A 23,256-nucleotide genomic window follows, 5' to 3' on the forward strand; every position below is an offset into this window, starting at 1 on the left:
AGGCTAGCGCTTCGCGAGGCCCACGGCCTTGCCGGTTTCGCCGATCACCTTCACCTCGTCCTTGCCGCATTTGAAATCGCGTGCCAGGTCGTCAGCCGCCTTGCGGGCGAGTTCGTTCGGGTTGGGATTGGCCTGCGCATCGATATAGGCGACGTGACAGACCTGTCCCGGCGGCAGCCGGGTAACGGCCAGCATCGGCTTGGCGATCGGCCGTCCGTTCTTGTCCTCGTCGGCATTGTCGGCAATGTGCCAGCGCTGGATGATCGCGAACGGCTTGCCGTTCATCGTTCGCCACTCGACCATGTGCTCGGTCGAATTGAATGGGCCGAACCAGACCCCTGCTGCGGGCTCCCTGGCGGCGGCCGCGCGGTTGCGGCCGACCGAGACGGTTTCGCGCAGATCGTCCTCGCTGATCAAGACCACGAGACCGGCCTTGCCGGGGCAGGTCCGGAGGGTGCTGTCGTCGACCTCGGTGCCGGCGCTGGTGACGCGGCAATCCTTCGGCGCCGTTGACGTATAGCTACTGCCGAATGTTTGGGCGCTGGCCGGTGAAATCAGGCCCAATGCGGCGCCGAACAGCGCCGCGACGGCCAATCCGGTGGGCTGCGAGCAGGGCGCGCGTTTCATCTGCCAGTCTTCACTTGGGGGGCTCCCGGGAACATTGGCGATGTGACGTGTGCAATCTGGGGAAGGTTCAAGACAAACTCGCGAAATACCTGACAGGACCACGGAATCGTCCTAGAAGAGCGGCTTCGCCATTCCTCGTCTCCCGAGCGTGTAGTCGTCAATCCCATGCCTGCCATTCCCCAGAACAAGCCCTATCGCGTCGGCCGCTCCTCCACTGGCCTCGGCCTCTTCGCCACCAAGCCGATCAAGAAGGGCAGCAAAATCATTCGCTATTTTGGCCCGCTCTTGGATTCGAAGAAGAAAAAAGACGACGCGATCGAGAACAAGTACCTGTTCGAGCTCAACAACCGCTGGACCATCGACGGCTCGGTGCGCAAGAACATCGCCCGCTACATCAACCATGCCTGCAAGCCGAACGCCGAATCCGACGTCAAGCCGCGCAAGCGCAAGGTGATCATCCGCGCCATCAAGGACATCGAGCCGGGCGAGGAGATCAACTACGATTACGGCACCGATTATTTCAAAGCCTACCTGAAGCCGATCGGCTGCAAATGCGAATCTTGCGAAAAGAAGCGCAAGAAGAAGCGCGCCGAGGCACGGGCCGAGAAATTGCGCCTGAAGGCGAAGGCCGAGCGGAAGGCGCTGAAAGAGGCCGAGAAGCAGGCGGCAAAGGTGAAGAAGGCCAGGGAAAACCTGAAGCAAAAGCTGAAGCGAAAGCGGGAGCTGAACGGTCATTCGAAGGTCGCCAAGGCAAACGGCAATAGCCGCGTCCGGGTGGCCAGCAAAAGGTCATCGGCTCCGAAGCCGCAGGTTGCTGTGGCCAGTCCAGCACCGGCGCTGCAGGCCTGAGCGCGTCGCGGTTTCATCCGCCGGGCTTGCGCGCCGATTTCGGCAGCGATGCATCGCCAAAGTCGAGCGCCGAACGCTGAATGATGGCGCCTGACGCGTCGACCACGACACGAAACCGCCGATGCTCCGAGAAGAAGGTCAAGCGGTGGCGGCCGAGATCCGCATCGATCCCGCGCTCGGCAAGGCTCGTGATACTGCCCGCGCGCATTCCTTCCTGGAGCAGGGGCAGCGTCACGCCGAGCCCGTCGGCGACGATGGCTGCATCGATCTGGACCTCCCCATTTTCGAATTCGATCGGTTTCATGGTGAGCACCTGAAGTTGGCCATTTGTGGCGCTCAAGCGGGCACCGGGCTTCGTCTGGGCTTTGCAGGATAGGCGCATTCCTCGAGCGTTGTCGCATCGAGCTCGCGCATAAAAGCCTCGCGCGCGGCGGCGAGCCTGGCTTTCAGGCGACAGCGCGGCGTCAGCACGCACGAGCCGCCATCGTCGCGAAAACATTCGACCAGCGCGTGCGGCCCTTCCAGCGCCCGCACCACCTCGCCAAGCGTGATCGACTGGGCGGGGCGAGCGAGCGAGAACCCGCCGCCGGCGCCGCGCTGGGTGGCGATGAAGCCGCCGTCGGCGAGGTCGCGCACCACCTTGGCCAGATGATTGCGCGAAATGCCGAACTCGGCCGCGATTTCGTTGGTCGCAAACGAGCGCGTCGGCTCGCCCGCCAGCCGCATCAGGGCGCGCAACGCAAAATCCGTGAACGATGTCAGGCGCATGGGATTCCCTCGCAAGTTTTTGCTTGCAAATCCTCTATAGCGGTCTAAATAGGTATTTGAAATACCTATTTAAGCGAGACATGAGCAAATGATCGTGACGGGAGCCGAGCGGCGCGAACAGATCACGGCCGAGATCAGCGAACGGACAGGGATTACCGAGGCCATGATCGAGCGTCTGGTGCACGCGTTCTACGATAAGGTGCGCTCGGACGCGGTGCTGGCTCCGGTCTTCGACACCCGTATTGCGGACTGGGAACCGCATCTCGCCCAGATGTGCGCGTTCTGGTCGTCGGTCGCGCTGATGACCGGCCGCTATCACGGTACGCCGATGGTCAAGCACCTGCCGCTGCCGGTCGATGCCGCGCATTTCGACCGCTGGCTCGATCTGTTCGAGGCGACCGCGCGCGAAATCTGCCCGCCCGAGGCGGCAGCACATTTCGTCGAGCGGGCGCGGCGGATTGCGGCAAGCCTCGAACTCGGCATCGCCAACGGGCAGGGCGTCCTGCTCGGTATCGGAGAACGATTTCGGCGCAACCAAGCAGGAGCCGGCCAATGAGCTTTCGGGCACATCTCGTGACCGCCAGGAAGGCGGCCAATCCCTATTCCGGCAGCAGCCTGGTGCCGATGCTGATTATCGGGCTGGTGCTGACCCTCGCGGGAATGATCGCTGCCCTGGTATTGAGCTGAGACGCTTTCGCTCGTCATTGCGAGCGAAGCGAAGCAATCCATCTGACCTCGTAAAGGAAGAGTGCTTCGTCGCGGAGCCTGTCATCGGGCGCGCATTCGCGCGACCCGTTGGCTCCTCGCAATGACGGCTACGCGGCCACCGCGCCGCCGCTCCTGCGCAGCCCGATATATTGCAGCTCGGCGAACACGCCGGTAGCAATCGCCTGCGCCACGACGACGATTTCACCGAGTAGATTCGGCGATACCGCGCCTGAGAACAGCAGCGCGATGCTGGCGAGCGTCCACGCCGCGTTGCCCGCGACCACGATCAACACCAGCACCTTCGGCACCGATGATCGGGTGCCGAGCCAGCCGACCAGGGCGGTATAGGCAATCAGGAACAGGCCGGTCTCGCGCAGCAAGGCTTCCGGCAAATTGAGGAACGGCGCGAGCAGGCCGGCGCCCAGCGTGAGGCCTGCGGCCGATATCCCGCTGAAGACGGCATCGGCCAGCAAGGCACGGCTGAGGAACGTGGAGGGGTAGATCATGACGGTTGTCTCCTTTGGTTGCTTGGGTGGTTGGACAGGAAGTTGCGCCAGTGGTTGCGTCAGGAACGGAGCCGCGCGCGGAGCCGGCGCAGCAGCCCGAGCGGGCAGAGCGATTGGCCGACCTTGTTCTCGAAGGTCTGCACCTGCGCGAATACGAACAGGCCGGTGTCGTGGACCACGGGTTCGGGCATGCTGAGAGATCGCGCCAGCGCCCAGGTGCCGAGCTTGAGCGCCCACGGGATCACGGCGGCGACGGAGCGGATAAGGGAAAGCATCAACATGGTCATCTCCTGTGATGCCCAGGATGACCCGGCCGGCGACCCAATTCGATTACCTCCGACGTAATGGAAGCCACGAAATTCGCGTGGTAGGTTTTCCACCATGAACGCACATGCTTCCACGGCCCGAGCCGAACGAACCCAACCCGTCCATATCGGCGATCACCTGCGCGATTGGCGGCAGCGCCGTCATCTGAGCCAGCTCGACCTGGCCGGCGATGCCGAGATATCCGCGCGTCACCTGAGCTTTGTGGAAACCGGCCGCGCCGCGCCGTCACGCGAAATGGTGCTGAAGCTGGCCGAACGGCTGGAGGTTCCCTTGCGCGAACGCAACGTCCTGCTGGTGGCTGCGGGTTTTGCGCCGGCGTTTCCGCAGCGCTCGCTCGACGATCCCGCGCTCAAATCGGCGCGGGCCGCGATCGACCTGGTGCTGAAGGCGCATGAGCCCAATCCGGCGCTGGCCTATGACCGGCACTGGAATCTCGTCACCGCCAACCGGATGGTGGCGCCGTTGCTCGACGGCGTTGCGCCGCATCTGCTCGGACAACCCCTGAATATTCTCAGGCTCGCCTTTCATCCGGAGGCGCTGGCGCCGCGTACCGTCAATCTCGCCGAATGGTCCAGCCATCTCCTGGAGCGGCTGCACCGCCAGTGCGAGGCCACCGCCGATCCGGAACTGCTCAAGCTCTATCAGGAACTGAAGGCCTATCCGATCCCGGCGCGCTCCGGGCCGCTTTCATCCGACAATGTCGCGATCCCGTTCAAGCTGCGGCGCGGCGGCGATGTGCTCAGCTTCATCTCCACCACCATGATTTTCGGGACGCCGGTCGATATCACGCTGTCGGAACTGGCCTTGGAGACTTTCTTTCCCGCCGACGATCTGACCGCCCGGCGGATGCGCGAGATGGCAGACAGTCTCAAATAGCGCCTTGTCTGGCGGTGGTTTCGGCTTATTTTGCGGGCATCATTTTGCCCGAGGAAACGCCGATGAGCACCCTGAAGCCGCTGAAGATCGACATCGTCTCCGACGTGGTCTGCCCATGGTGCTACATCGGCAAGCGCCGGATCGAGAACGCGCTGGCGCTGGTGCCTGACGTGCCCGTTGAAGTGCGCTGGCGGCCGTTTTTCCTCAATAACTGGGTGCCGCGCGAGGGCATCAGCCGCGATGAATATCTCACCGCCAAGTTCGGTTCGGTCGAGGCCTACAAGGGCATTGCCGGCCGCGTCGTGACAGCCGCGGGCGAGGAGGGGCTGACCTATCGTCCCGAACTGGTGAAGCGCCAACCCAACACCATCGATTGCCATCGCCTGATCCATTGGGCGGAAGCGCAGGGCACATCCGCCGAGATGAAGCAGCGCCTGATGGAGCTGTACTTCCGCGATGGCGGCGATCTGACCGACGTCAACGTGCTGGTGCAGGCCGCGGCCGATGTCGGGCTCGATGCCGACGAGGTGCGCAAGCGTCTGGCGACCGACGAGGACGTCGCGCTGATCTCCGGACAGGCGCAGGAAGCCGCCGACAAGGGCATCTCCGGCGTGCCGACATTCGTGTTCGCGCAGAAATACGCGGTGTCCGGCGCGCAACCGGCCGACCAGCTCGCCCGCGCCATCCGTCAGGTGTCCGGCGAAATCAACGCGCAGGCGGCGGAATAGGGCGGATTGCCTGGCCGGGACTTGAATTTTACGTCTGTCCGCGCGAAGTTCGGTGATCGGAGATCGGTGATGAAGATCAAAATCGTTGTGCATGAGGCTGAAGAGGGAGGCTTTTGGGCCGAAGTCCCCGCTATCCCCGGCTGTGCTACGCAAGGCGACAGCATGGAAGAGCTGATGCAAAATCTGCACGAGGCGATTGAAGGGTGTCTTTCCATCGAAGTCGCTCCGCCCGAGCCGGGCGGTACTGAACGGATGCTGGAATTGCCTGCATGAAATCTGTATCTGGCCGCGAGTTCGCTCGGATCATTGAGCGACGCGGTTGGACATTGCTGCGCGTCAGTGGCAGTCACCATATTTACGGCAAAAGCGGTAGCGTTGTCAGGCTTTCAATTCCGATTCTGGCAGCAAGCCTTTGAAGACCGGGTTGTTGCGACATTTGGCGAAGCTCGCGGATATTTCGGACAGCGATCTCTAACGCTCTCCAAATAATCCCTCACCCGTTCCGAGCGCGGTCCGGTGCATCGCGTAGCCGACGCTCATACCCGCCCGCGCATCACCCTGCCTTCCCAGCGTTGGCGGCGCCTGCTAGGGCTACGAAACCAACAACAAGAAATGCAGGGAGGCGTCATGCTCTATGAACTGCGAACCTACACCGTAAAGCCCGGCACGCTTGGCGACATCGTCAAGGCGGCCAGCACCGTGTCGCGCCATGTTCGCGGCGACAATTACGGCAAGCTTGAAGGCTACTGGTTCACCGAAATCGGGCCGCTCAATCAGGTCATGCATATGTGGAGTTACGCAAGCTATGACGAGCGTACCCGGCTGCGCGGCGAGCTGGCCAAGAACCCGCGCTGGAATAACGAGTATATTCCGCTGATCCGCCCCATCGTGGTGCGCCAGGATATCCGCCTGCTCAACGCGATCAGGCCACCGGTGGCGCCTGCGACCTCAGGCAACATCTACGAACTGCGCAACTATCGCGCCAGGGCCGTCGGTCCCGTCAGGCAATGGCTGGAGGCATTCACCGCGGTGCTGCCGGAACGCGAAAAGTATTCCAAGATCGTCGGGCTCTGGCAGACCGAAGCGGGGCAGCCGAACGAGGTCTCCCACATCTGGGCCTATCCCGACTTGAACGCCCGCGCCAAGGCCCGCGGTGACGCGATGAAGGATCCGGCCTGGCAGGACTTCCTTACCAAGGGCCCGGGATTCCTCGAGGAGATGCACTCGACGATCATGCTGCCGGCGCCGCACTCGCCGTTGAAGTGAGGCTGTCGGGAGCTCAGGTCTCCTTCAGATAGTAGTTCGCCCGTTTCCCCAGCGCGATCCGCCGCAACACGCGGCGCATCGCCATGGAGGCGCGCAAGGGGCGGATCGCCGCGGTCACCGCGCGATAGAAGGCGAGCTTGAGCGCGTCGCGCACCGGCTGCAGGCCGGGCGGCTGCTGCGGCAGGCCGATGCCGCGCAGCATCGAATTGAAGAAATGCAGGTCGTTGAGACGGCGCACTTCGCGCGTCTTCCAGGTGATCGCCATCGAAATTGAGAAACTGTCGGCGGTGCGAACCCAATGCGGCCACTGATACGGTACGTAGCAGCCGTCGCCCGCGAACAGATGGAATTCTTTGCCCTTCGACGCAAAGCTCTCGTCGTATGTCAGATTACGGTGCTTGGTCATCGAGCGTTCGATCTCGTCGTTGGAGACGATGGAGCGGTCGGTATTGTCGAAAATCGTGAAGAACTTTTCGCCGTGGACATGGACGAAGAAATTGTCCTCGCTGTCGAGATGGAACGGCGTGGTTGAATTCGGCGACGACACGAACAGGAAACCTTCCAGCTGCTCGAAACCGGCGTCAGCCATGCTGTTGAAGCCGCGTGCGCGGGCGACGGACAACAGCGTGTCTTCCAGCAGGGCGCGGTATTGCGGCGAGGTCTCCACGCGCTTGAGCACCATCCAGGCGCCGGCGGTCTCGATCCTTCTCACGATCTCGACGGGATCGAGATCGACGGAGGGAATGGAATCCGGGTCCTGGCTGATCGCGACCTTGCCGGAATTGTATTCGATCAGGTCACGCGGCAGTTCGGCGGCGAGCTGCGCGATGCGCGGCAGCATCAATAGCGGATGCCCGGCCAGTTTGTGACGGATCGCGAACGGCTGGTGCGGAAAGTCGCGCCGGAGCGCGTCACGATCGGCCGAAATCACGGGCGCGACTGAGCTAACGGTGTTCATGAGGATTTCTCCCGATGTTTCCGGATGAGCTGGACGAGGTGGCGGGCCAGCTCGCGGAGCGCCTTGCGCAAGCCGAGTGCGGCATGAATCAGTGCGACGACCGGATCGCGCCGCCGCAATGGGATCAGCACGTCACCGATCGCCAGGCGCCCGCGCCAGATCGGGTTGATCATGGGATGGTCGGGGTTTGCGGTGGAATCGACCAGACCAATGGATGGGTCGGCGCAGAGCTGCCGGGTCAGATCCAGCGTCAGTTGCACACCCGGCGAAAGCTTCGCGAAACGCTCGTCGACGCCGAGTTTGAAGTAGAAAGCGCGATCTTGATGGCGCAGCACGATCGCGGATGCCACCGGCGTGTCACCGGCACGCAGCGTCACGATCTGGCACTGGCCCGTTTCTGCCAGGCCTTCGGTGGCGCGACGGATAAAGGCCGCATCGCCCGCGTGCTGCCCGAGCGCGGTGCCGCGCTGGCCCTTCCAGCCGCTGGCTTCCAGTTTCAGGAAGGTCTCGAGCGCCGCCGCGACGTCCTTGCACTCGCGGGCGACGTCGAACCTGATGGCGCCGTGCTCGGCGAGGCGGTTGCGCTGGCGACGCAACTCCTTCAATTTCTTGCTGCCGAGCGCTTCCTGAAGCAGTTCATCGGCATCGCGGGTGGCGTCGAGGCAGGCGCGGACATGCGACTGCAGCACAAGCGGCTGCAGGCCGTCGCGCCGCAGGATGTCTGCGAAGACCTTCATGGCGGCGCCATCGAGCGACATGTCGCGCAGGATCAGCGCATGGGCGCCGGATCGCCGCGCCTGTTGCAGCAGGCCGGCGGCCGCCTCTGCCCCGAGGTCGCGATCAAGTAGTGGCGTTGACAGCGAGCCATAGGGATCGGCGCTGACCAGCGCGGGCAGGGGAATCTTGCAGGCGCGCCACAGTGAGACCACCGGCATCAGCCCGATCAGTTGCGACGTATCGCCCCATGCGCTGAGCGCCGCGGCGCTGCCGCGACCGCGCGCGGAGGCATTCACCGCCAATTCCCATTCGGGCAAGTAATAACCGTTCGGTTCGACGGCGCGTTCGGAAAGCGCCCGCCATGCGGGCGCGGCAACATCCACAAGCGGCGTCAGCGCGCCGGCGGCGGTTGCGGCCGGCCCAAATATGCGGTCGCCATCCCCGATCGATGCGCGGCGAACCCCGGCTGATTCCGCAATCTCGGTCACTTCCCCAAATCCCCGTTCGCGATTGTCGCGCAGGCCGCACCGGGAGTGCCGCTTGCTTGCATCGCGTTCACGGGCAACATTAGCCGTGAGAAATGGAAAATGCCGTTGAGACGATGCTCGGATTTGAGCGGTAGTGTTAACGGATCATTCAGTATCCGGCCGTGGCCTGCGGTCCGAACGGGCATTGCCCGATCGCGCGATGCTAGATCGGCTCGTAACTCTCCGTCACGCAGGTGTCATCGGCCTCGATCTGCCGGCGATCTGAAACCACACCGTCAGCGATCGTGATCCGGTAGGTCTGCGTCCCCAGCGGCTTGCCGATCACCGATGTCAGCTCCGCTCTGACGCATGCCGTCCAGCCCGGGCCGCGCAGATTGTGTCGCGGCTCGGAGACGCGAACATGCTCCGGATGCGACGCCGACGTAAAAACCGAGTCCAGCTTTTCACTCAGCATCCGCCTGACGTCGGGTGGCGCCTCAAGCGGGGCAGGTTCGGGGGCCTTGGCGCGCATGAATTCCGGCACTGGCGAGCGAATATCGGCCATGCCGCACCCCGCAAGCCACAATGCCCCACCCGCCATCAGCGCTATGTGAACGATATCCCGCCGCATCCGGGGCTTTTTACCCCGGACAGGGGGTGATGGAACAGGCTATGTTGGATCACAAAGTCCTCCCGGGATTGCCATGATCCCGCGGCAGGGTAGATGGTCGAGCGAGCGGGATGCCGGAGAGTAGCGCCATGAGGACCTTCACCATTGCGGCTGTCATGCTGGCGATGCTGACGACGGCTGTACACGCCCAGACGAGGCGGCCGGCAGGCGATGACAAGAAGAAGACGGAGCAAAAGCCGCAGGTAGACGAGAAGGCCTACAAGGCCGCGCTGGAAAGAATTCCCGAGCCCAAGGAGAAATACGATCCCTGGGGCGTCGCGCGCCCGGCTGAACCCGCCAAGAAGCCGAAATAACGTCCCGAAATTGCAGCACCTTGCCGCTGCGCAATATAGCCGTCGAATTGAGGGCGACTGCCGCCTCACATGGCGCGGCTTGCTTGAACCTTTCGCTTTCAGCGCTTGACCTATCTCAAGCCTGCATGGCCGGGAGTGGTCTCATGTTCCGTCACACGTTTTTCAAGCTGATGATATCGGCGTCGATGGTTCTGGCAGCGGGTTCGGCATTTGCCGAAAACCGCCTCGCGCTGGTGATCGGCCAGTCCGCCTACCGCTCGGTTCCGGCGCTGCCAAATCCCGCCAACGACGCCAAGGCGGTCACGCAAATGCTGACCGATTCCGGCTTTGAGGTTTCGACGGCTGCCGATCTTTCGCAGAACGAGATGCGGCAACAGGTCAGCGCGTTTGCCGAAAAGGTCGTGGCCAAGGGGGCCGACACCGTCGCGCTGGTATTTTATGCCGGCCATGGCCTGCAGATCGATGGCGAGAATTATCTGGTTCCGGTCGATGTCGATCCGAAGCGGGAAGCCGACATTCCGCTCCAGGCGGTGCGCCTCAACGACATCCTGAATACGCTGACGTCGGTGCCGAGCAAGATGCGCATTCTGATGCTCGATGCGTGCCGCAACAATCCGTTCCCCGACCTCAGCAAGACCTCGGGCGGCGGCCTGGCCATCGTCGACGCCAAGATCGGCGCGCCCGGAACGTTCCTGTCGTTCTCGACATCGCCGGGCGCCGTCGCCGAGGACGGCAGCGGCGCCAATAGCCCGTATACCAGCGCGCTGCTCAGCGCCGGCAAGGAGTCCGGGATTCCGATCGAGGAAACATTCAAGCGGGTGCGGTTGGCGGTGAACAAGGCCACCGATGGCCGGCAGACCCCCTGGGACAGTTCTTCGCTGACCGAGGATTTCCGGTTCTTGGGCCCGGCGGTTGCCGGTCCGAAGCTGGCCGCAACCAAGAAGACCGTTGCGGAGTGGACGCGCGACCTCAAGGGCAAGCCGGTTGAGGCCGCCAACGAGTTGATCGTGGCCGATGGTACCGACGAGGCCTATGAGGCCTTCGCCGGCCTGTACGCGCAGACGCCGCTCGGCGTGCTGGCGCGCGACTGGCTCAATCGTCACGTACGCATGGTGGCCTGGAACAACGCCGTCATCATCAACACGGCGGCCGGCTATCGTGGCTTCCTCGCCAAATTCCCCGACAGCGATCTCACCGCGACGGCGCGCAAGCTGGAAGAGCGGCTGCGCAACCGCCCCGACATCGCGGCCGTCGTTGCCGGTGCAAGCGCGGCACCGCAAAGCGTTGCGCTGACCTGTCCCTGCAACATTCAGCCGGCCCCGCAGCCGCAGTTGAAGAAAGTCGAGACGCCCAAAAACGCCGATCCTGCCCCGCCCAAGCGGGTCGCTCGCAAGCCGCCGCGGCGGCTGCAGGAGCCGGATGACGAGGTCGTGGTCTATCGCCGTCCGCCGCCGGTGTATGAGCCCGGACCGCCGGTCGGCATCGGTATCGGCATCGGCATCGGTGGTGGTCACTACGGCGGAGGCAATTATGGTGGTGGCGGCCGCGGCAGGGGTGGATACTGAGGCGGTAATCGCGTAATCGGTTTCGCAGGCGCTTGCTTGGCTGGCGGAGACACCATGCGAAAACCGGTTCGGCTGCTCGCTGCTTTTGTCGGGCTTTGCTGTCTCTGCCTTTCGTCGCTCGCACTTGCCTGGGAGCATTGGGGCGGCGACCGCGGCGGATCGCGGTTCTCTCCGCTCACCCAGATCACACCGGGCAATGTCGGCAATCTCGTCCGCGCCTGGGAATTTCGTACCGGCGACCTCGACAGCCGGGCGCCCGAGGTGATGAAGCGGACCAAGTTTCAGGCCACCCCGCTGCTTGTCGAAGACAGCCTGATCTTCTGCTCGCCGTTCAACGAAGTCATCGCGCTCGATCCCGGCAGCGGTGCGCAGAAGTGGCGATACGATCCGAAGATCTCAACCAGTCAGCGCCCGGCCAATCGCTACAATTGCCGCGGCGTCGCCTATTGGGTCGACGATAGAGCGGGCGCAAATGCCGCCTGCCGCGCGCGGATCTTCATGGGTACCAACGACGTCCGCGTGATCGCGCTCGATGCCAGGACCGGCATTCCCTGCGAAGACTTCGGCAGCCATGGCGAAGTCAGACTGGCGACGCCGCCGCTGGAGTGGCCCGGCGAATTCCAGATCACCTCGGCGCCCGTGATTATCCGCGGCGTCGCCATTGTCGGGTCTTCGATCGCGGACAACCGCCGCGTCGAGGCGCCGGCCGGTACGGTGCGGGCCTTCGATGCGCGCACCGGGGTCGCGCGCTGGAATTTCGATCCGCTGGTGCACAGCGGCGTCATCGCCGGCCACGCCAATGTCTGGGCGCCGATGTCGATGGACGAGGATCGCGGCCTGGTATTTCTGCCGACGTCCTCGCCGAGCCCGGACTTCTGGGGCGGCAAGCGGCCGGGCAACAACGATCACGCCAATTCGGTCGTCGCCCTTCGCGCCGAGACCGGCGAACTGGTCTGGTCGTTTCAGACCGTGCATCACGATGTCTGGGACTACGATCTGCCGGCGCAGCCGACGCTGGCGCGCATCGATACCGGTGAGGGCATGCGCGACGTCGTGATCCAGCCGACCAAGCAGGGTTTTGTGTTCGTGCTCGACCGCGACACCGGCAAGCCGGTATGGCCGGTGGAGGAGCGCAGCGTTCCGCAAAGCGGGGCGGAGGGCGAACAGCTGTCGCCGACGCAGCCGTTTCCGACCCATGTGCCTGCGCTGGTACCGCAGCGGATTTCGGCCGACGATGTGTTCGGCCTCATTCCCTTCCGCGACCGTTCGTTGTGCCGCGAGCAGATCGCGGCGGCGCGCAATGATGGGCTCTACACGCCACCCTCGACGCAGGGGACGGTGGTGTATCCGATGACCGGCGGTGGCGTGAACTGGGGCGGTGCCGCGTTCGATCCGGTCAACCAGATCCTCTATGCCAATACCAGCCGCGCCGTGCACATCGTGAAATTGATTCCGCGCGCCACAGCGCAAGGGTTTAATCCGCCGCCCGGCCATGATTTCGGACAACAAATCGGCGCGCCGTTCGCGATGACGCGCGCGGTCGCGATGTCGCCGCTCGGCCTGTTGTGCAACAAGCCGCCATGGGGCGAGATGGTCGCCGTCGATCTGAAGGCCGGGAAAGTTCTGTGGCGGTCGCGGGTCGGCACCACCGAGGACCGTGCGCCGCTCGGCATCGCCTTCGGCTGGGGCACACCGCTGGTCAACGGCGTCGCGATCACCGCGGGCGGTCTTGCCTTTACCGGCGCGATGGATGCGTACCTGCGCGCTTTCGACGCCAGGTCGGGCGAGGAGCTCTGGCAGGGCCGGTTGCCGGTGCCAGGCGTCGCCAACCCCATGACCTATCTGTGGCAAGGCGAGCAGTATGTCGCGATCGGGGCCGGCGGGCATTCCGAGTCGGGCACGACGATCGGCGACAGCGTGGTGGCCTTTCGTCTGGCGCGGCCGGGCGAGGCGCCGTCGCTGTGGTCGCGCACCGTCGACCGGCCCGGCGGGCGGTTTATGGCCAAGGCGATTGCGTTTGCCTTCGTGGTGGTGCTGTTGGCGATCGCAGCGTGGCGCTGGCGGCGGCGCGCCAAAAGATTCGCCTAGTCGAACGCGACGCCGATCCGCCGGTCGGCGCTCCAGACCGCATGGCAATGCCGCAGGAAGTGATCGGCTGCGATCACCAGCGTGAAGGCATCCGGCAGGCCGACCGGGCTCGCGATCTCGATCCGTGCACCGCTTTCGGAGATGTTGCGAACCGTGCAATCGGTGCCGCCGCCGCCGTTGAACGCCAGCATGCCTTGTTTGAGAACCCGGTGCCGTTGGGCTGTGCGTCGCTCGATCATGTCGCAAATCCGAAACAATGTGGATGGCTGTTCATAGCGCGGCGAAATTACCGACAATTAAATTCAAACCTCGCCGTACTTGCGCAGACATTCAGATTTCGTTTACGACAATGGCTGGGGGAACTTGCTGGCGCGGGTTTCCGGCACGCCTGCCTTGCGAGTGTCATGCGCCAATGGAGATCATCATGAAGACGACCGTTTCGATCCTGTTCGCCGCAGCGCTCATGCTCTCGTCCGCGCCGGCGAATGCCGTCAAGCTCGACCTCTCGACCATGACCTGCAAGCAATTTATCGAAGGCGGCGAGGACACCATCAAGCTGGTGCTGACCTGGATGGACGGCTGGTACAAGGGCGATTCCGACCAAGCGATCATCGATACCGATGTGTTCGTCGACAACGCCAAGAAGTTCGGCACCTACTGCGCGAAAAATCCGACCATCAGCATCGTCAATGCGGCGGAAGAAATTCTCGGCAAGTAAGATCTCCAGGCAGTACGATCTTCCAGGATTGACGCGTTTATTTGACGCGTTTTCTACCGCAGATAAGTCTACGCAAACTGCGTAAACTTGATTGCTGTGCGAACCGGTATCCACTTCGCTTGAAAACGCTATTCAGGCGTTCAACATCGCGAACGCGCTCGAGACCATCGCCACCGGCTTGTTGTCGGTGGCGCTCAACAGCGTGACACGGCCGAAGCTCATGGTACGCCCGAGGCGAACCACGCGCGCGTCGGCCAGCACGTCACCGGTGACCGCGCGCATGAAATGCGTGGTCTGGTCGACCGTCGTCATCGGACGATAGCCGCGGTTGGCGGCGAGGTTGGCAATCACCATCGAGGTGTCGGCGAACGCCATCAGCGCCTGGCCGCAGACCACGCCGCCGTTGCGGCACAGCCGTTCCGAGAACGGCATGCGCAGGATCGCGCCCGGTTGCCAGTCGGTTGCCGCGCCGGGCGGCGGGGTAAAGTCGAAACCCTCGATCGACAGGTTGAGATCGAGCACCCACGGCGCAAAGACCTCGCCGAGCACGCGCCTTGCTTCGCCGATGCCGAATTCCGTGGCTTGCTGTTGCATGAACCGGTGTTCCCCGCCCGATAGGATCGTTGGCGCATTGTAGGGGCCATTCGGCCGAAAGGAACACCCGGTCAGGCTTGAAAACGCCGGACTTGCGGCCCATGATCTGGCCCTTGGGGAGTAGGCCGTTATGTTGCGCCGCCTGATCTTGCTCGTCAGCGTACTCGCCGCGGGCTTTGCGCTTTCAGGCTGCACCAAATGCGGTCCGATCTGGGACGACTGGACGCAATCGCCGAAATCCTGCAAGTCCGACCGCCTTTAGGTGCAGGCCCCGTGCTTGGCGGCGCGGTTCGGGCGGTGGTATATTCCATCGAAAAGGCGAGGCCGAACGTCCCAAAGGAGAGCGTGATGAGAATGCTGAGCGCGGCTGCGATGTTGGTGCTGTTGGTGGCACCCGCTTACGCGCAAACACCCAATATCAACCTGATCCCCGAGTTGCAGTCCAAGAGCCCGGAAGAGAAGGACGCGGAAGCGGCTAGGGACAAGGCCTACAAGGACTCCCTGAGGAAGATCCCCGAAGCCAAGACTTCTTCCGATCCGTGGGGCGCGGTGCGGAGCACCGATGCGCCGAAGGCTGCGGCGCCGGCCAAGCCGAAAACCAAGACCGGAAGCAGCGCGCAGCGCAGCCAGTAGCCGCGGCAGCCGGCAGGATTCATTCACCTTCAGGCTGTCATCCTTTGGTCTGAAGTTACGACTTCTGGAGCTGAGATTTGGGCTTTCGTCCGCGCGATCTAGCGAGTCGGATGGCTGGCCGGCGCAAGCCGGACGACGGCTACTTGCGCGAGACCTTCACATTGCCGCGCGACAAGGCGCGGACGCGGGCGCGCGACTTTCTGAACCGCTATCCCAAGGCGGCCTATATGAGTTCGGTCGAAAGCTGGCGCGAACTCCCCGGCGGCGACATCGAATTTACGATGCGCCGGCTCGCCAGCGCCGACTAGTTCCCGGCCGGGAACTGCGCTGCTATTGCGAAAGGACCAACCCCGCCAGCCGGTTCAGATTTCCCAGCTGCCGTGCCGGTTCCGCCGCACAGTCGATTTCCGCAAGCGACCGAAGCAGCCGCTGGTAAGCGCGATCGGCTGTCGCCGTCGGCAGCGGCGCCTCGTCGAACTCCTCGACATAGCTGTTGACGATGCCGTTAAGCAGCCGGCACATCGCCCGCTGTTCGGGATGATCCACGGCGAGCAGGGCAAGCTTGTGCTGGAGGATTTTGAAGGTCCGAAGACCCGGATGCTGGCCTGAAAGCCAGCAATGCAGTTCGGCGTATGGCTCAGAATGCAGTTCGTTCACGAAAAAGCTCCTTTCCGAATTCTGGAAGAAGCTGCGAACTTGTACAGCAACACGGCTTGCGTGAACAGTCGCGGGATTGCAGGGCGTGGTTGCGAATTGGGAATGCGCGGGGGGCGCGCGCTAAGGCTTCCATCGCGCGCTTCGAAAAGCGTTGCGCCGCTCAAGCGGAGTATGGTCGCTTGGCGGCGCAGGCCTATTCCCCGAGTGATGCAATGTCCCAGGCAGGAATATGTCTGGGCGAAACCAAAAAGGTTCAACGCCGCTCTCGGGGAATTTGGCAGGCTTCCGACCCGGTCGCTGAAACGGGGACGGGCGGCTTGCGTAGCTGTTCGGAGGCGGGGTGGTCCTCCAGATTGTTCCCCGCCATCGGCGACCTCGTCGCGTGTCCCCGTGCGGCGGGGTCGTTCGGGCCGGGTCGCCTGCCTGCGGCGGCCCTTTGGATCGCTACATCCTCGCCATGCCGGCGAACTGCCTGCCGCTATAGGGCCCGACGTGAACGCCGGTCTGCAGGCACCGGCCTTATTCCGGGCGCGGCGGGTGGGGTTGGCGCGGCGGCACCAGCGTTCTGGGCGGCGCCAGGGGCCGCACCGGTTCGGGCAGCCGTGCCGGCTCCGGCGCCCGATTGAGCCGCAGCAGCCAGGCGGCCAGATAGGCGTAACGCCGCCGCAGCGTCTGCAGCACGGTCGCCTCGGTGGCATCGGTGAATTCTGGCTCCATGACGGCAAGATATAGCGCCGCCCCGTTGACGGAGGGTTCAGGTCGAACCGCGACAATACTTCAAATGATCAACGAGCTGTTCACCATGCCGGATCCATCGGCCATGGTTCTGCTATTAAGACGGTCGCGGAGCATTGCGATCCGCGACTATACGCTCAAGGAGAAGGCCCGGATTACCGTAGGCGCCGTCGCGGCGCTGGTGATTGTCGGCTGGCTCGCAGTTATCGCGGTGGCGCTGATGTCGGCTGGATGAGCCGGGCTACGTGCGGCGCGAATGACAGGGCGGCTCACTTTTTGCGGAGGCCGGCCTGGGCGTGCCGGTTCCGTGCTATGGTCCGCGCAGGATTAAGGGCGGTGACGATGATTTCGATCTTTTTCAAAATCGCGCTGTTGGCTGTTCTGGCGATACTCACCTTCGGCGTTTTTCCCGACCGGCGATCGGGCGGGGTGATTGCCATTGGCACCTGCATCGCTGGTGCCGTTATCCTTCATTTCGTGGCGCCCTGAGGAATCAAGATCGAAGCGGGTCCGCACCTCCGGTACTGGCCGAAATAGGCCACTCGCTGAATCAAACCAGGCCGCTGAAAAGCGCGCGCCGCTCAAGCGGAATATGATCGCTTGGGCGGCGCGGTTAGTTACCGAGATTTCTGAAATCCCCTCGGCCAGACTGGATGAGCCATACGGTGTTTTGGAAGTCGTCCCCCAAACGGGGGACGATTTACCTGCTCCAGTCGGCCGCTTGCAGATTCAAGGCAGGCCCCTGGAACGATTGGGCTCCCACGCCATTTGACCTGCACTGATCCGGCGTTCAGCCCCCAAGGCCGCCGGGTTGGGCAAATGAGATGGCCCCGGCTTCCTTCCCGAAGCTGGGGCCGTTTTTCTTCCAGGAACCTGCAAACAAAAAGCCCGCCGGTTAGGGCGGGCTCCGTTTCTCAGTTCAGCTTTTCCGGCTTGTTGGCCGCGATCAGCTTCGGCACTTCCGTCGCCAAGCGATCCCTTCAAGCCACTCCACTAAAGAAAGAGGCCTCCAACTGAGGCCGCCTTACTTCATCTGGCGGGTACGGTCCCATGCGTCCTTAATCTCGAAGACGACAATCGTCACGATTGTCGTCACCACGATAGGTCCGGCCAATATCGTCACTAACGTAAGCATTTTTCAGCGGGGCAGGCCGGGTGATCGCAGCCATTCGCTCAGGTGCAATCCGGTTTCGGTCTGTCGCGCCTTGCGGATTGCGGCCTCTCGAACCGCCCCAGGTGGAAGCAGTTTAGCTTGCTCACGCAGTCGGTGCGCCTCATCTGCAAGGCGCTGTTCCAGAGGTTGAGATAGTTTGAATTGGTGTCGCTGCTGCACCGCCACTTCGGTGCTGTCCTGATTAGGACACCCGGGAAGGCAGATTAGGACACTCGTGGTTCCGGTAATGGAACACCGAACTTTTACGGACTCCACAAAATCCGTGGAAAATTCTATCTTGCTCTTGCCGGGGCTGGTTTCATTTCGAATAAATTTTTCAATTCTTCCGGCAGGGGGTCGCTGACGTGAGCGGCCCCTTTTGATTGAGGTGCGCTGCTGAGGCGGCCTAATTCCACACCCTGTGCGTCGTGAACCAGCATTCCTGAGTTGAGGCGCAGATCACGCCGGTGAACCGGTTGCGATGATAGTAGGGCTTAGCGCTGCGGGTTTCATATCGGAACATCCGAGCCGCCACGACCGTGGCGCTCGGGGTCAAATACGGACCAGCACCCGCCACTCCGGTGCTGTCCCAATTAGGAAACCCGTGATTTGAAATTAGGACAGCAGGGAAGACGCGTATTTATTTCTGTCGATGTCCAATTTTGAACATCACTAATCAGAGCAACATGCTGGATTTGCCGATGGATGATGTTGGAGCGCCGCCGCTCCTGCATCGTCTCCTCCCAGACAGCCCCAGCGCGCGCTGGGGTCGTTTCTTTGACACCCGCGCTTGCGCGGCCTTCCTTACAGCGCGGAATCCGTTAAGCGCCCCGCAGTATTTCGGCACGCTTACTAATGACATCGTTTGGAAGCGGATCGCGCCGGGTGTGCTGACCGAACTGAAGCGCGTAATCCCGAAAGATGCAAAAGGCCGAGGTCAGGCTACCTTAGCTCAGGCGCTGTAGCGATGTGGAACCGTTCTTAGATTACGCGGGTCCGCCCGGCAATCACGGTCTGAATATCGTGCGCTATGGCGCGCAGATCAGCGGCCAGCTTCTTGAACAGCTCACGCTTCCTGGGATCGGTCGCGAGCCTGCCAATCAGGTCGCAATCCTCCGCCTCAATGAGTAGCTTTTCCAGCTTCGCCCGTAGGTCTTCCATTCCTGGGACTACGCGCCTTCGAGGCCGGGAAGTCCATGAAATTAGATCACTCCCAAAATCAACTTAGGACACGCGGGGTCAAATACGGACAGCACCCGCCACCCCGGTACCGGCCGAAATAGGCCACTCGCAGATTCAAAATAGGCCAGTGCTGGATACGGTTTTGTAAGTTCCATCCGTCATTGTGCGATCTGGATTTGACGGAGATGACAGTGGAATCCCCGCCGAAAGTTGTTGCAGGGCTCGCGATGAAGCTCGCTGGCTTCGTTACATTGCTGATTGGGGGGATGCTGCTGCCCGGTAAGGCAGGACGGTCCTGCACCGTGGAGCGCGTGGCTGCGCACCTATGCTCTCCAAGCGAGGATCAAGCCGAGAACTACGGCTTGGTGCTGCTATTCATTGGCGCGCATTTCGATAGAACGGGCCGTCAAGCCTAGTGCTCGGCGCGGTCCCCACGCTCGGGGCGGCCATTGAAAGGCAAGTGACGGAATTGGGCGTCTCCCCGAAGCAAAAGGAGCGCGCGCGCGTCAGACGTTTATGAAATCCGCCCAATATCCAATATGCAGGCTTCATCGATGCATCAACTGGGCGCTTTGTTAAGCCCGGCGCTGCTCAGGCGGATACCGCGCGGGAAGAAAAACCGCCGCGCGAAAAGCGCAGTGGGGATGGGGGCAGCCCTGACGATTTAAACCTTGATCCGCTTTTGGTCGCGCTTCTAAAGAAGATCGCGGAAGCAGCAAAGGGCTGGCCTGCGTCACAGCGAGTGCGTTGGTTTCGAACGTTCGCTATGAACGTTTTGCAATCTATGACGGGAAATGAAGATTGAACTAGAGAAAAAGGCCGCTAACTGAGGCGGCCTTACTTCTTGCCTGTCATGCGACCTAATAGCGCGCGCAGCCGAGCAATGAACCTGTCTGTCCACTCGTCTGGTTCGGGCCGGGGTTGAGGCGTCTGTTCAAATTGATCGCGGCACGATGGACGCTTTTTCACGGAATCCATTACATTGGTCCTCCGGCAAGGTGTGTTGCCTTGGGGGATTAACTCAATGGTTGTGAGTATGGTTCCGTATCAACTATTGCGAGTTTCAAAACAGACCACTGCAAAAATCAAACTAAGCCACTAGGGGTCGAAACAGGCCAGTACCCACGACGAATGAAAGAGGCCGCCTCAGTTGGCGGCCTTACTCGGGCTTTGGGTGCAGGGCGGCTTTGTCCGCCTCTAGCTCGGCAATCAATTCCTTGGCGCGGTCAACAAACGCTTGATCAAGGATTCTCTCCTTGATCCTGCGATACCGCTCAATCGTCTTGTCTATCTCGTCGCACTTCTCGCACATACCCGTTCCCCGCCCTCAGGCGGAAGCCAACCGGGCCACCTGTGCGGGATATTACGAAGATAGGACGATTTAGTTGCGTGCCCTGAGATAACTACTATTCCGGCGGCCTAAGCTCCGGCGACTTCAGCCAATCGCTCATATGGCTGGCGGTCTCTAGCTGCCTGATCTTCTTTACCAGGGCGTCCCGTTCGGGGCCGTGGGGAGCTCTTGCTAGTTGCTCCTCGCAACGGGCTTTCTCGGCTGCGATGTTCTCTTCAAATGTGTGGGGAGCGGATCGGCGACGCTGCATGACACACCTCGTTTTCTTACGGCTTCCTAGACCGTTGGTTTGAGGAACTGCCGATCCTAATATGCCGCCGCCCGGGGAACAGTTCCAAAGTGAACACAACTCAAATTAGGCGGCCTCCCGGAAATTGGAATTTTTAGCCCTCTATCGGAACCGCTAAGCGGGCGATCAGAGCGACGATTTCATCAAGGTTTCTGTTGTCTCGGTGCTCAATGAGTAGCGCTAGTTTCTGAACACACTCGTCATCGCTAAGGCTAAAGGCGATGGGCGGAGCATCGTTTAGAACCGGAGTTCGGTCGCGTCGCATATTGTCAGCCCCCAAGCTGTGGTTGATTCGCGGAACCATCTTATTTGATTGGGTTCCAATGAATATGACTGCCACCGTCCGTATTGCACCGGGGTCAAACTAGGCCACTGCAAAATTCAAATTAGGCCACCAATTTCAAAAGGGACCGCTACAGAATTGCCCCCTTGGGCGGCGGGACATTGGGCCAGCGCTCTGCGATCGTCTGGCAAGCTGCCTTCATATTGGCGAACATTGTAATGGCGCTGCCGGGAGCGGGGTAAAGTGTGCCGCTGAATGCATCCAAGGTCACACAGATGCTTTTGTCAGCTTCAGCCCCTTCCTCAGCAAGATAATCCTTCAAGAGCCCGAACGCTGCGGCGGATTGGTATCCGCCGATGTTAGGATTGAGGGCTTTCCCCTTTGCATATCGGAGCATGAAAGCCCCGCTTCTCTGCTTGTTGGTCTTATCGGTTCTTCGATAGCCATCAAAGATGATCGTCTCGAACTAGCCGCGCTGCTTTACGATCAGGCTGGCGTGCAGAAGGTGATTGAGCGCCTAACAGCAATGAAGGTGCTTCTACCTGAGCAGTCTGCGAAAACCGGGCCGTCGGAAAATCCGCTGGTTATTAAATGAAAGAGGCCGCCAACTGAGGCGGCCTTACAAAAAAGCCCCGCTCGGACCGCGAGCGGGGTTGATGAAGTCGCCGCGACGAGTTTCCAAAGCGCCGCGACGTTATCCAGCTAGCAACCGCATGTGACAGTTTGATTGCGCTTTACCGAAAGGGACCACTCCAAAATTCAAAAGGGACCACCCCGTAAACGACGGGATGGAAAGGGGCCAGCACCCCGCCACCAAAAAGAACATATTGCGAACATAGAACAAACGTGGTACAAGGTTCCCATCAGCCGCCGATTTCCCGAGATTTCGTCGCCCGTTTGTCCCGCTAGCGAATCCCCGCCATAAGGAGCACGACCTATGTCCGCCACTGCCCTGCGTATCGTCGAAGGATCGTCCATGGATAAGACCAAGGCGCTGTCTGCCGCGCTTTCCCAGATCGAGCGCCAGTTCGGCAAGGGCTCGGTGATGAAGCTGGGCAAGAACGACCGCTCGATGGACATCGAGACGATTTCGTCGGGATCACTCGGACTGGACATCGCGCTCGGCGTCGGCGGGCTGCCGAAGGGACGCGTGGTCGAAATCTACGGGCCGGAATCCTCGGGCAAGACCACGCTGGCGCTGCACACGGTGGCGGAAGCCCAGAAGAAGGGCGGTATCTGCGCCTTCATCGACGCCGAACACGCGCTCGACCCGGTCTATGCGCGCAAGCTCGGCGTCAACATCGACGAACTCCTGATCTCGCAGCCCGACACCGGCGAACAGGCGCTGGAAATCTGCGACACGCTGGTGCGTTCCGGCGCGGTCGACGTGCTGGTGATCGACTCGGTCGCTGCGCTGGTGCCGAAGGCCGAACTCGAAGGCGAGATGGGCGATGCGCTGCCCGGCCTGCAGGCGCGGCTGATGAGCCAGGCGCTGCGCAAGCTCACCGCCTCGATCAACAAGTCCCACACCATGGTGATCTTCATCAACCAGATCCGCATGAAGATCGGCGTGATGTACGGCTCGCCGGAAACCACCACCGGCGGCAACGCGCTGAAGTTTTACGCCTCCGTCCGCCTCGACATCCGCCGCATCGGCGCCATCAAGGAACGCGACGAAGTGGTCGGCAACCAGACCCGCGTCAAGGTGGTGAAGAACAAGCTGGCGCCGCCGTTCAAGCAGGTCGAGTTCGACATCATGTATGGCGAGGGCGTCTCCAAGATGGGCGAAATCCTCGACCTCGGCGTCAAGGCCGGCATCGTCGAGAAATCCGGCGCCTGGTTCTCTTATGACAGCCAGCGGCTGGGGCAGGGCCGCGAAAACTCAAAAGCCTTCCTCAAGGCCAATCCCGACATGACCGCCAAGATCGAGATGGCGATCCGCCAGAACTCCGGCCTGATCGCCGAGCAGATCCTGGCCGGCTCGCCCGAGCGTGACGCCGACGGTGAGGATCCCGAGACCGAAGAGTGAGGTTTTCCGAAACCTGGTTCGCGTAACCGGAGTTTCGACATAACGGGTGCTGCGGACGTTGAGTTGCCGACGTTCTCAGTGCCCGTTTTTGTTTTGTCCAATCGTCATTGCCGGGCTCGACCAGGCTCGACCCGGCAATCCATCGCCCTGGAATGATTCTCTTAAGACGGATGCCCGGGTCATCCAACGCGAAGACGT

At 62.0% G+C, this 23,256-nt stretch carries 33 protein-coding genes; 19 read left to right on the forward strand and 14 right to left on the reverse strand.

The genetic code is table 11. The annotated features are described in order from the left end of the window. Positions 1–3 precede the first annotated feature (3 nt). Positions 4–627, reverse strand: coding sequence for a hypothetical protein (locus tag BLR13_RS31375; RefSeq protein WP_074815619.1), 624 nt, complete (start codon positions 625–627; stop codon positions 4–6). Positions 628–792: 165 nt separating this feature from the next. Between BLR13_RS31375 and BLR13_RS31380 the strand changes: the two genes are divergently transcribed. After that, positions 793–1,476, forward strand: coding sequence for an SET domain-containing protein (locus BLR13_RS31380; RefSeq protein ID WP_074815616.1), 684 nt, complete (start codon positions 793–795; stop codon positions 1,474–1,476). 13 nt (positions 1,477–1,489) lie between these two features. On the opposite strand, the gene BLR13_RS31385 is transcribed toward BLR13_RS31380, so the two are convergent. Further along, positions 1,490–1,780: a DUF6522 family protein gene (locus tag BLR13_RS31385; protein WP_074815613.1), complete on the reverse strand. Its 291-nt coding sequence runs from the start codon at positions 1,778–1,780 to the stop codon at positions 1,490–1,492. A 32-nt stretch (positions 1,781–1,812) separates the two neighbouring features. Further along, a complete protein-coding gene (locus tag BLR13_RS31390) occupies positions 1,813–2,244 on the reverse strand; it encodes an RrF2 family transcriptional regulator (RefSeq protein ID WP_074815610.1) in 432 nt (143 codons plus the stop codon). 88 nt (positions 2,245–2,332) lie between these two features. On the opposite strand from BLR13_RS31390, the gene BLR13_RS31395 reads away from it, so the two are divergent. Then, complete coding sequence (locus tag BLR13_RS31395) at positions 2,333–2,800, forward strand: group III truncated hemoglobin (RefSeq protein WP_074815607.1); 468 nt, start codon at positions 2,333–2,335, stop codon at positions 2,798–2,800. Then, entirely contained in the window at positions 2,797–2,931 is a 135-nt protein-coding gene (locus BLR13_RS42330) for a hypothetical protein (protein ID WP_283808259.1), read from the forward strand. Before BLR13_RS31395 ends, BLR13_RS42330 begins: the two co-directional genes overlap by 4 nt. A gap of 128 nt (positions 2,932–3,059) precedes the next feature. Here BLR13_RS42330 and BLR13_RS31400 read toward each other — a convergent pair whose 3' ends face one another. Then, positions 3,060–3,458: a hypothetical protein gene (locus BLR13_RS31400; protein ID WP_074815603.1), complete on the reverse strand. Its 399-nt coding sequence runs from the start codon at positions 3,456–3,458 to the stop codon at positions 3,060–3,062. Between the two features lie 59 nt (positions 3,459–3,517). Continuing rightward, positions 3,518–3,739: a hypothetical protein gene (locus tag BLR13_RS31405; protein ID WP_349532605.1), complete on the reverse strand. Its 222-nt coding sequence runs from the start codon at positions 3,737–3,739 to the stop codon at positions 3,518–3,520. A 100-nt stretch (positions 3,740–3,839) separates the two neighbouring features. Here BLR13_RS31405 and BLR13_RS31410 point away from each other — a divergent pair, with 100 nt between their 5' ends. The 5 genes from BLR13_RS31410 (at position 3,840) to BLR13_RS31430 (ending at position 6,655) form a co-directional block, all read left to right on the forward strand. Then, a complete protein-coding gene (locus BLR13_RS31410) occupies positions 3,840–4,661 on the forward strand; it encodes a helix-turn-helix domain-containing protein (RefSeq protein WP_074815598.1) in 822 nt (273 codons plus the stop codon). A 62-nt stretch (positions 4,662–4,723) separates the two neighbouring features. After that, positions 4,724–5,389 carry a DsbA family oxidoreductase gene (locus BLR13_RS31415; RefSeq protein WP_074830894.1) on the forward strand — a complete coding sequence of 222 codons (666 nt, stop codon included), beginning with the start codon at positions 4,724–4,726 and terminating at the stop codon, positions 5,387–5,389. A gap of 69 nt (positions 5,390–5,458) precedes the next feature. Next, on the forward strand, positions 5,459–5,662 hold the full coding sequence (locus BLR13_RS31420) for a type II toxin-antitoxin system HicB family antitoxin (protein WP_065750393.1): 204 nt from the start codon (positions 5,459–5,461) through the stop codon (positions 5,660–5,662). After that, positions 5,659–5,805 (forward strand): type II toxin-antitoxin system HicA family toxin, encoded by a 147-nt coding sequence (locus tag BLR13_RS42760; RefSeq protein ID WP_197679491.1) that lies wholly within the window; start codon positions 5,659–5,661, stop codon positions 5,803–5,805. Before BLR13_RS31420 ends, BLR13_RS42760 begins: the two co-directional genes overlap by 4 nt. A gap of 211 nt (positions 5,806–6,016) precedes the next feature. After that, positions 6,017–6,655 (forward strand): NIPSNAP family protein, encoded by a 639-nt coding sequence (locus BLR13_RS31430; protein WP_074815594.1) that lies wholly within the window; start codon positions 6,017–6,019, stop codon positions 6,653–6,655. A 13-nt stretch (positions 6,656–6,668) separates the two neighbouring features. Here BLR13_RS31430 and BLR13_RS31435 read toward each other — a convergent pair whose 3' ends face one another. From BLR13_RS31435 to BLR13_RS31445, 3 genes are all read right to left on the reverse strand, one after another. Next, positions 6,669–7,613, reverse strand: a complete 945-nt coding sequence (locus tag BLR13_RS31435; RefSeq protein ID WP_074815592.1) for a lysine-specific demethylase — start codon at positions 7,611–7,613, stop codon at positions 6,669–6,671. Beyond that, the gene (locus BLR13_RS31440; RefSeq protein ID WP_074815590.1) at positions 7,610–8,818 is read right to left on the reverse strand and encodes a GNAT family N-acetyltransferase; all 1,209 of its coding nucleotides are present in this window, start codon (positions 8,816–8,818) and stop codon (positions 7,610–7,612) included. The genes BLR13_RS31435 and BLR13_RS31440 overlap by 4 nt, the downstream gene beginning before the upstream one ends. A 202-nt stretch (positions 8,819–9,020) precedes the next feature. Then, positions 9,021–9,362, reverse strand: coding sequence for a hypothetical protein (locus BLR13_RS31445; protein ID WP_244524975.1), 342 nt, complete (start codon positions 9,360–9,362; stop codon positions 9,021–9,023). 194 nt (positions 9,363–9,556) lie between these two features. Between BLR13_RS31445 and BLR13_RS31450 the strand changes: the two genes are divergently transcribed. The 3 genes from BLR13_RS31450 to BLR13_RS31460 all read left to right on the forward strand — a co-directional run bounded on the left by BLR13_RS31450 (position 9,557) and on the right by BLR13_RS31460 (position 13,434). Next, positions 9,557–9,781, forward strand: coding sequence for a hypothetical protein (locus tag BLR13_RS31450; protein ID WP_074815584.1), 225 nt, complete (start codon positions 9,557–9,559; stop codon positions 9,779–9,781). A gap of 143 nt (positions 9,782–9,924) precedes the next feature. After that, positions 9,925–11,346, forward strand: coding sequence for a caspase family protein (locus tag BLR13_RS31455; RefSeq protein WP_074815578.1), 1,422 nt, complete (start codon positions 9,925–9,927; stop codon positions 11,344–11,346). 54 nt (positions 11,347–11,400) lie between these two features. Continuing rightward, complete coding sequence (locus BLR13_RS31460) at positions 11,401–13,434, forward strand: pyrroloquinoline quinone-dependent dehydrogenase (RefSeq protein WP_074815576.1); 2,034 nt, start codon at positions 11,401–11,403, stop codon at positions 13,432–13,434. On the opposite strand, the gene BLR13_RS31465 is transcribed toward BLR13_RS31460, so the two are convergent. Continuing rightward, positions 13,431–13,673, reverse strand: a complete 243-nt coding sequence (locus BLR13_RS31465; RefSeq protein WP_074815573.1) for a PilZ domain-containing protein — start codon at positions 13,671–13,673, stop codon at positions 13,431–13,433. The two genes, BLR13_RS31460 and BLR13_RS31465, sit on opposite strands and share 4 nt — an antisense overlap. Before the next feature lie 185 nt (positions 13,674–13,858). On the opposite strand from BLR13_RS31465, the gene BLR13_RS31470 reads away from it, so the two are divergent. Continuing rightward, positions 13,859–14,152 carry an HdeA/HdeB family chaperone gene (locus tag BLR13_RS31470; protein ID WP_074830893.1) on the forward strand — a complete coding sequence of 98 codons (294 nt, stop codon included), beginning with the start codon at positions 13,859–13,861 and terminating at the stop codon, positions 14,150–14,152. Positions 14,153–14,284: 132 nt separating this feature from the next. On the opposite strand, the gene BLR13_RS31475 is transcribed toward BLR13_RS31470, so the two are convergent. Then, positions 14,285–14,746 carry a PaaI family thioesterase gene (locus BLR13_RS31475; RefSeq protein WP_074815570.1) on the reverse strand — a complete coding sequence of 154 codons (462 nt, stop codon included), beginning with the start codon at positions 14,744–14,746 and terminating at the stop codon, positions 14,285–14,287. 130 nt (positions 14,747–14,876) lie between these two features. Between BLR13_RS31475 and BLR13_RS31480 the strand changes: the two genes are divergently transcribed. The 3 genes from BLR13_RS31480 (at position 14,877) to BLR13_RS31490 (ending at position 15,687) form a co-directional block, all read left to right on the forward strand. Then, on the forward strand, positions 14,877–15,008 hold the full coding sequence (locus BLR13_RS31480; RefSeq protein WP_074815566.1) for a peptidylprolyl isomerase: 132 nt from the start codon (positions 14,877–14,879) through the stop codon (positions 15,006–15,008). An 86-nt stretch (positions 15,009–15,094) separates the two neighbouring features. Further along, positions 15,095–15,379 carry a hypothetical protein gene (locus BLR13_RS31485; RefSeq protein ID WP_074830891.1) on the forward strand — a complete coding sequence of 95 codons (285 nt, stop codon included), beginning with the start codon at positions 15,095–15,097 and terminating at the stop codon, positions 15,377–15,379. 77 nt (positions 15,380–15,456) lie between these two features. Continuing rightward, the gene (locus tag BLR13_RS31490) at positions 15,457–15,687 is read left to right on the forward strand and encodes a hypothetical protein (RefSeq protein WP_091976859.1); all 231 of its coding nucleotides are present in this window, start codon (positions 15,457–15,459) and stop codon (positions 15,685–15,687) included. A gap of 22 nt (positions 15,688–15,709) precedes the next feature. Here BLR13_RS31490 and BLR13_RS31495 read toward each other — a convergent pair whose 3' ends face one another. Together BLR13_RS31495 and BLR13_RS31500 are read right to left on the reverse strand one after the other, a co-directional pair. Beyond that, entirely contained in the window at positions 15,710–16,036 is a 327-nt protein-coding gene (locus BLR13_RS31495; RefSeq protein ID WP_244524976.1) for a hypothetical protein, read from the reverse strand. Positions 16,037–16,555: 519 nt separating this feature from the next. Beyond that, positions 16,556–16,753, reverse strand: coding sequence for a hypothetical protein (locus tag BLR13_RS31500; protein ID WP_074815560.1), 198 nt, complete (start codon positions 16,751–16,753; stop codon positions 16,556–16,558). Positions 16,754–16,817: 64 nt separating this feature from the next. Here BLR13_RS31500 and BLR13_RS31505 point away from each other — a divergent pair, with 64 nt between their 5' ends. The 3 genes from BLR13_RS31505 to BLR13_RS31515 all read left to right on the forward strand — a co-directional run bounded on the left by BLR13_RS31505 (position 16,818) and on the right by BLR13_RS31515 (position 18,889). Then, positions 16,818–17,006 carry a hypothetical protein gene (locus tag BLR13_RS31505; RefSeq protein WP_074815557.1) on the forward strand — a complete coding sequence of 63 codons (189 nt, stop codon included), beginning with the start codon at positions 16,818–16,820 and terminating at the stop codon, positions 17,004–17,006. A 101-nt stretch (positions 17,007–17,107) separates the two neighbouring features. Beyond that, entirely contained in the window at positions 17,108–17,260 is a 153-nt protein-coding gene (locus BLR13_RS40715) for a hypothetical protein (RefSeq protein ID WP_154070958.1), read from the forward strand. A 1,326-nt stretch (positions 17,261–18,586) separates the two neighbouring features. Then, positions 18,587–18,889, forward strand: a complete 303-nt coding sequence (locus tag BLR13_RS31515) for a P63C domain-containing protein (protein ID WP_197679493.1) — start codon at positions 18,587–18,589, stop codon at positions 18,887–18,889. Between the two features lie 16 nt (positions 18,890–18,905). Here BLR13_RS31515 and BLR13_RS31520 read toward each other — a convergent pair whose 3' ends face one another. Further along, positions 18,906–19,085, reverse strand: coding sequence for a hypothetical protein (locus BLR13_RS31520; protein WP_074815551.1), 180 nt, complete (start codon positions 19,083–19,085; stop codon positions 18,906–18,908). A 2,074-nt stretch (positions 19,086–21,159) separates the two neighbouring features. Further along, on the reverse strand, positions 21,160–21,426 hold the full coding sequence (locus BLR13_RS31540) for a hypothetical protein (protein WP_074815539.1): 267 nt from the start codon (positions 21,424–21,426) through the stop codon (positions 21,160–21,162). A gap of 540 nt (positions 21,427–21,966) precedes the next feature. On the opposite strand from BLR13_RS31540, the gene recA reads away from it, so the two are divergent. Continuing rightward, positions 21,967–23,058: a recombinase RecA gene (gene recA, locus BLR13_RS31545; protein WP_074815536.1), complete on the forward strand. Its 1,092-nt coding sequence runs from the start codon at positions 21,967–21,969 to the stop codon at positions 23,056–23,058. The last annotated feature ends 198 nt before the right edge of the window (positions 23,059–23,256 follow it).

Origin of the sequence: Bradyrhizobium ottawaense (genome assembly GCF_900099825.1) — a bacterium.
Taxonomy (GTDB): domain Bacteria; phylum Pseudomonadota; class Alphaproteobacteria; order Rhizobiales; family Xanthobacteraceae; genus Bradyrhizobium; species Bradyrhizobium ottawaense_A.

Excerpts from the sequence above, each read along its gene's own strand:
- BLR13_RS31430 (WP_074815594.1), top strand. The coding sequence starts at position 6,017 with ATGCTCTATGAACTGCGAACCTACACCGTAAAGCCCGGCACGCTTGGC.
- BLR13_RS31420 (WP_065750393.1), top strand. The coding sequence starts at position 5,459 with ATGAAGATCAAAATCGTTGTGCATGAGGCTGAAGAGGGAGGCTTTTGG.
- recA (WP_074815536.1), top strand. The coding sequence starts at position 21,967 with ATGTCCGCCACTGCCCTGCGTATCGTCGAAGGATCGTCCATGGATAAG.
- BLR13_RS31475 (WP_074815570.1), bottom strand. The coding sequence starts at position 14,746 with ATGCAACAGCAAGCCACGGAATTCGGCATCGGCGAAGCAAGGCGCGTG.
- BLR13_RS31395 (WP_074815607.1), top strand. The coding sequence starts at position 2,333 with ATGATCGTGACGGGAGCCGAGCGGCGCGAACAGATCACGGCCGAGATC.
- BLR13_RS31375 (WP_074815619.1), bottom strand. The coding sequence starts at position 627 with ATGAAACGCGCGCCCTGCTCGCAGCCCACCGGATTGGCCGTCGCGGCG.
- BLR13_RS31400 (WP_074815603.1), bottom strand. The coding sequence starts at position 3,458 with ATGATCTACCCCTCCACGTTCCTCAGCCGTGCCTTGCTGGCCGATGCC.
- BLR13_RS31520 (WP_074815551.1), bottom strand. The coding sequence starts at position 19,085 with ATGGAAGACCTACGGGCGAAGCTGGAAAAGCTACTCATTGAGGCGGAG.
- BLR13_RS31470 (WP_074830893.1), top strand. The coding sequence starts at position 13,859 with ATGAAGACGACCGTTTCGATCCTGTTCGCCGCAGCGCTCATGCTCTCG.
- BLR13_RS31485 (WP_074830891.1), top strand. The coding sequence starts at position 15,095 with ATGAGAATGCTGAGCGCGGCTGCGATGTTGGTGCTGTTGGTGGCACCC.
- BLR13_RS31445 (WP_244524975.1), bottom strand. The coding sequence starts at position 9,362 with ATGGCCGATATTCGCTCGCCAGTGCCGGAATTCATGCGCGCCAAGGCC.
- BLR13_RS42760 (WP_197679491.1), top strand. The coding sequence starts at position 5,659 with ATGAAATCTGTATCTGGCCGCGAGTTCGCTCGGATCATTGAGCGACGC.
- BLR13_RS31450 (WP_074815584.1), top strand. The coding sequence starts at position 9,557 with ATGAGGACCTTCACCATTGCGGCTGTCATGCTGGCGATGCTGACGACG.
- BLR13_RS31435 (WP_074815592.1), bottom strand. The coding sequence starts at position 7,613 with ATGAACACCGTTAGCTCAGTCGCGCCCGTGATTTCGGCCGATCGTGAC.
- BLR13_RS31500 (WP_074815560.1), bottom strand. The coding sequence starts at position 16,753 with ATGGAGCCAGAATTCACCGATGCCACCGAGGCGACCGTGCTGCAGACG.
- BLR13_RS31505 (WP_074815557.1), top strand. The coding sequence starts at position 16,818 with ATGATCAACGAGCTGTTCACCATGCCGGATCCATCGGCCATGGTTCTG.
- BLR13_RS31405 (WP_349532605.1), bottom strand. The coding sequence starts at position 3,739 with ATGTTGATGCTTTCCCTTATCCGCTCCGTCGCCGCCGTGATCCCGTGG.
- BLR13_RS31480 (WP_074815566.1), top strand. The coding sequence starts at position 14,877 with ATGTTGCGCCGCCTGATCTTGCTCGTCAGCGTACTCGCCGCGGGCTTT.
- BLR13_RS31460 (WP_074815576.1), top strand. The coding sequence starts at position 11,401 with ATGCGAAAACCGGTTCGGCTGCTCGCTGCTTTTGTCGGGCTTTGCTGT.
- BLR13_RS31465 (WP_074815573.1), bottom strand. The coding sequence starts at position 13,673 with ATGATCGAGCGACGCACAGCCCAACGGCACCGGGTTCTCAAACAAGGC.
- BLR13_RS31385 (WP_074815613.1), bottom strand. The coding sequence starts at position 1,780 with ATGAAACCGATCGAATTCGAAAATGGGGAGGTCCAGATCGATGCAGCC.
- BLR13_RS31390 (WP_074815610.1), bottom strand. The coding sequence starts at position 2,244 with ATGCGCCTGACATCGTTCACGGATTTTGCGTTGCGCGCCCTGATGCGG.
- BLR13_RS31410 (WP_074815598.1), top strand. The coding sequence starts at position 3,840 with ATGAACGCACATGCTTCCACGGCCCGAGCCGAACGAACCCAACCCGTC.
- BLR13_RS31380 (WP_074815616.1), top strand. The coding sequence starts at position 793 with ATGCCTGCCATTCCCCAGAACAAGCCCTATCGCGTCGGCCGCTCCTCC.
- BLR13_RS31415 (WP_074830894.1), top strand. The coding sequence starts at position 4,724 with ATGAGCACCCTGAAGCCGCTGAAGATCGACATCGTCTCCGACGTGGTC.
- BLR13_RS31540 (WP_074815539.1), bottom strand. The coding sequence starts at position 21,426 with ATGCTCCGATATGCAAAGGGGAAAGCCCTCAATCCTAACATCGGCGGA.
- BLR13_RS42330 (WP_283808259.1), top strand. The coding sequence starts at position 2,797 with ATGAGCTTTCGGGCACATCTCGTGACCGCCAGGAAGGCGGCCAATCCC.
- BLR13_RS31455 (WP_074815578.1), top strand. The coding sequence starts at position 9,925 with ATGTTCCGTCACACGTTTTTCAAGCTGATGATATCGGCGTCGATGGTT.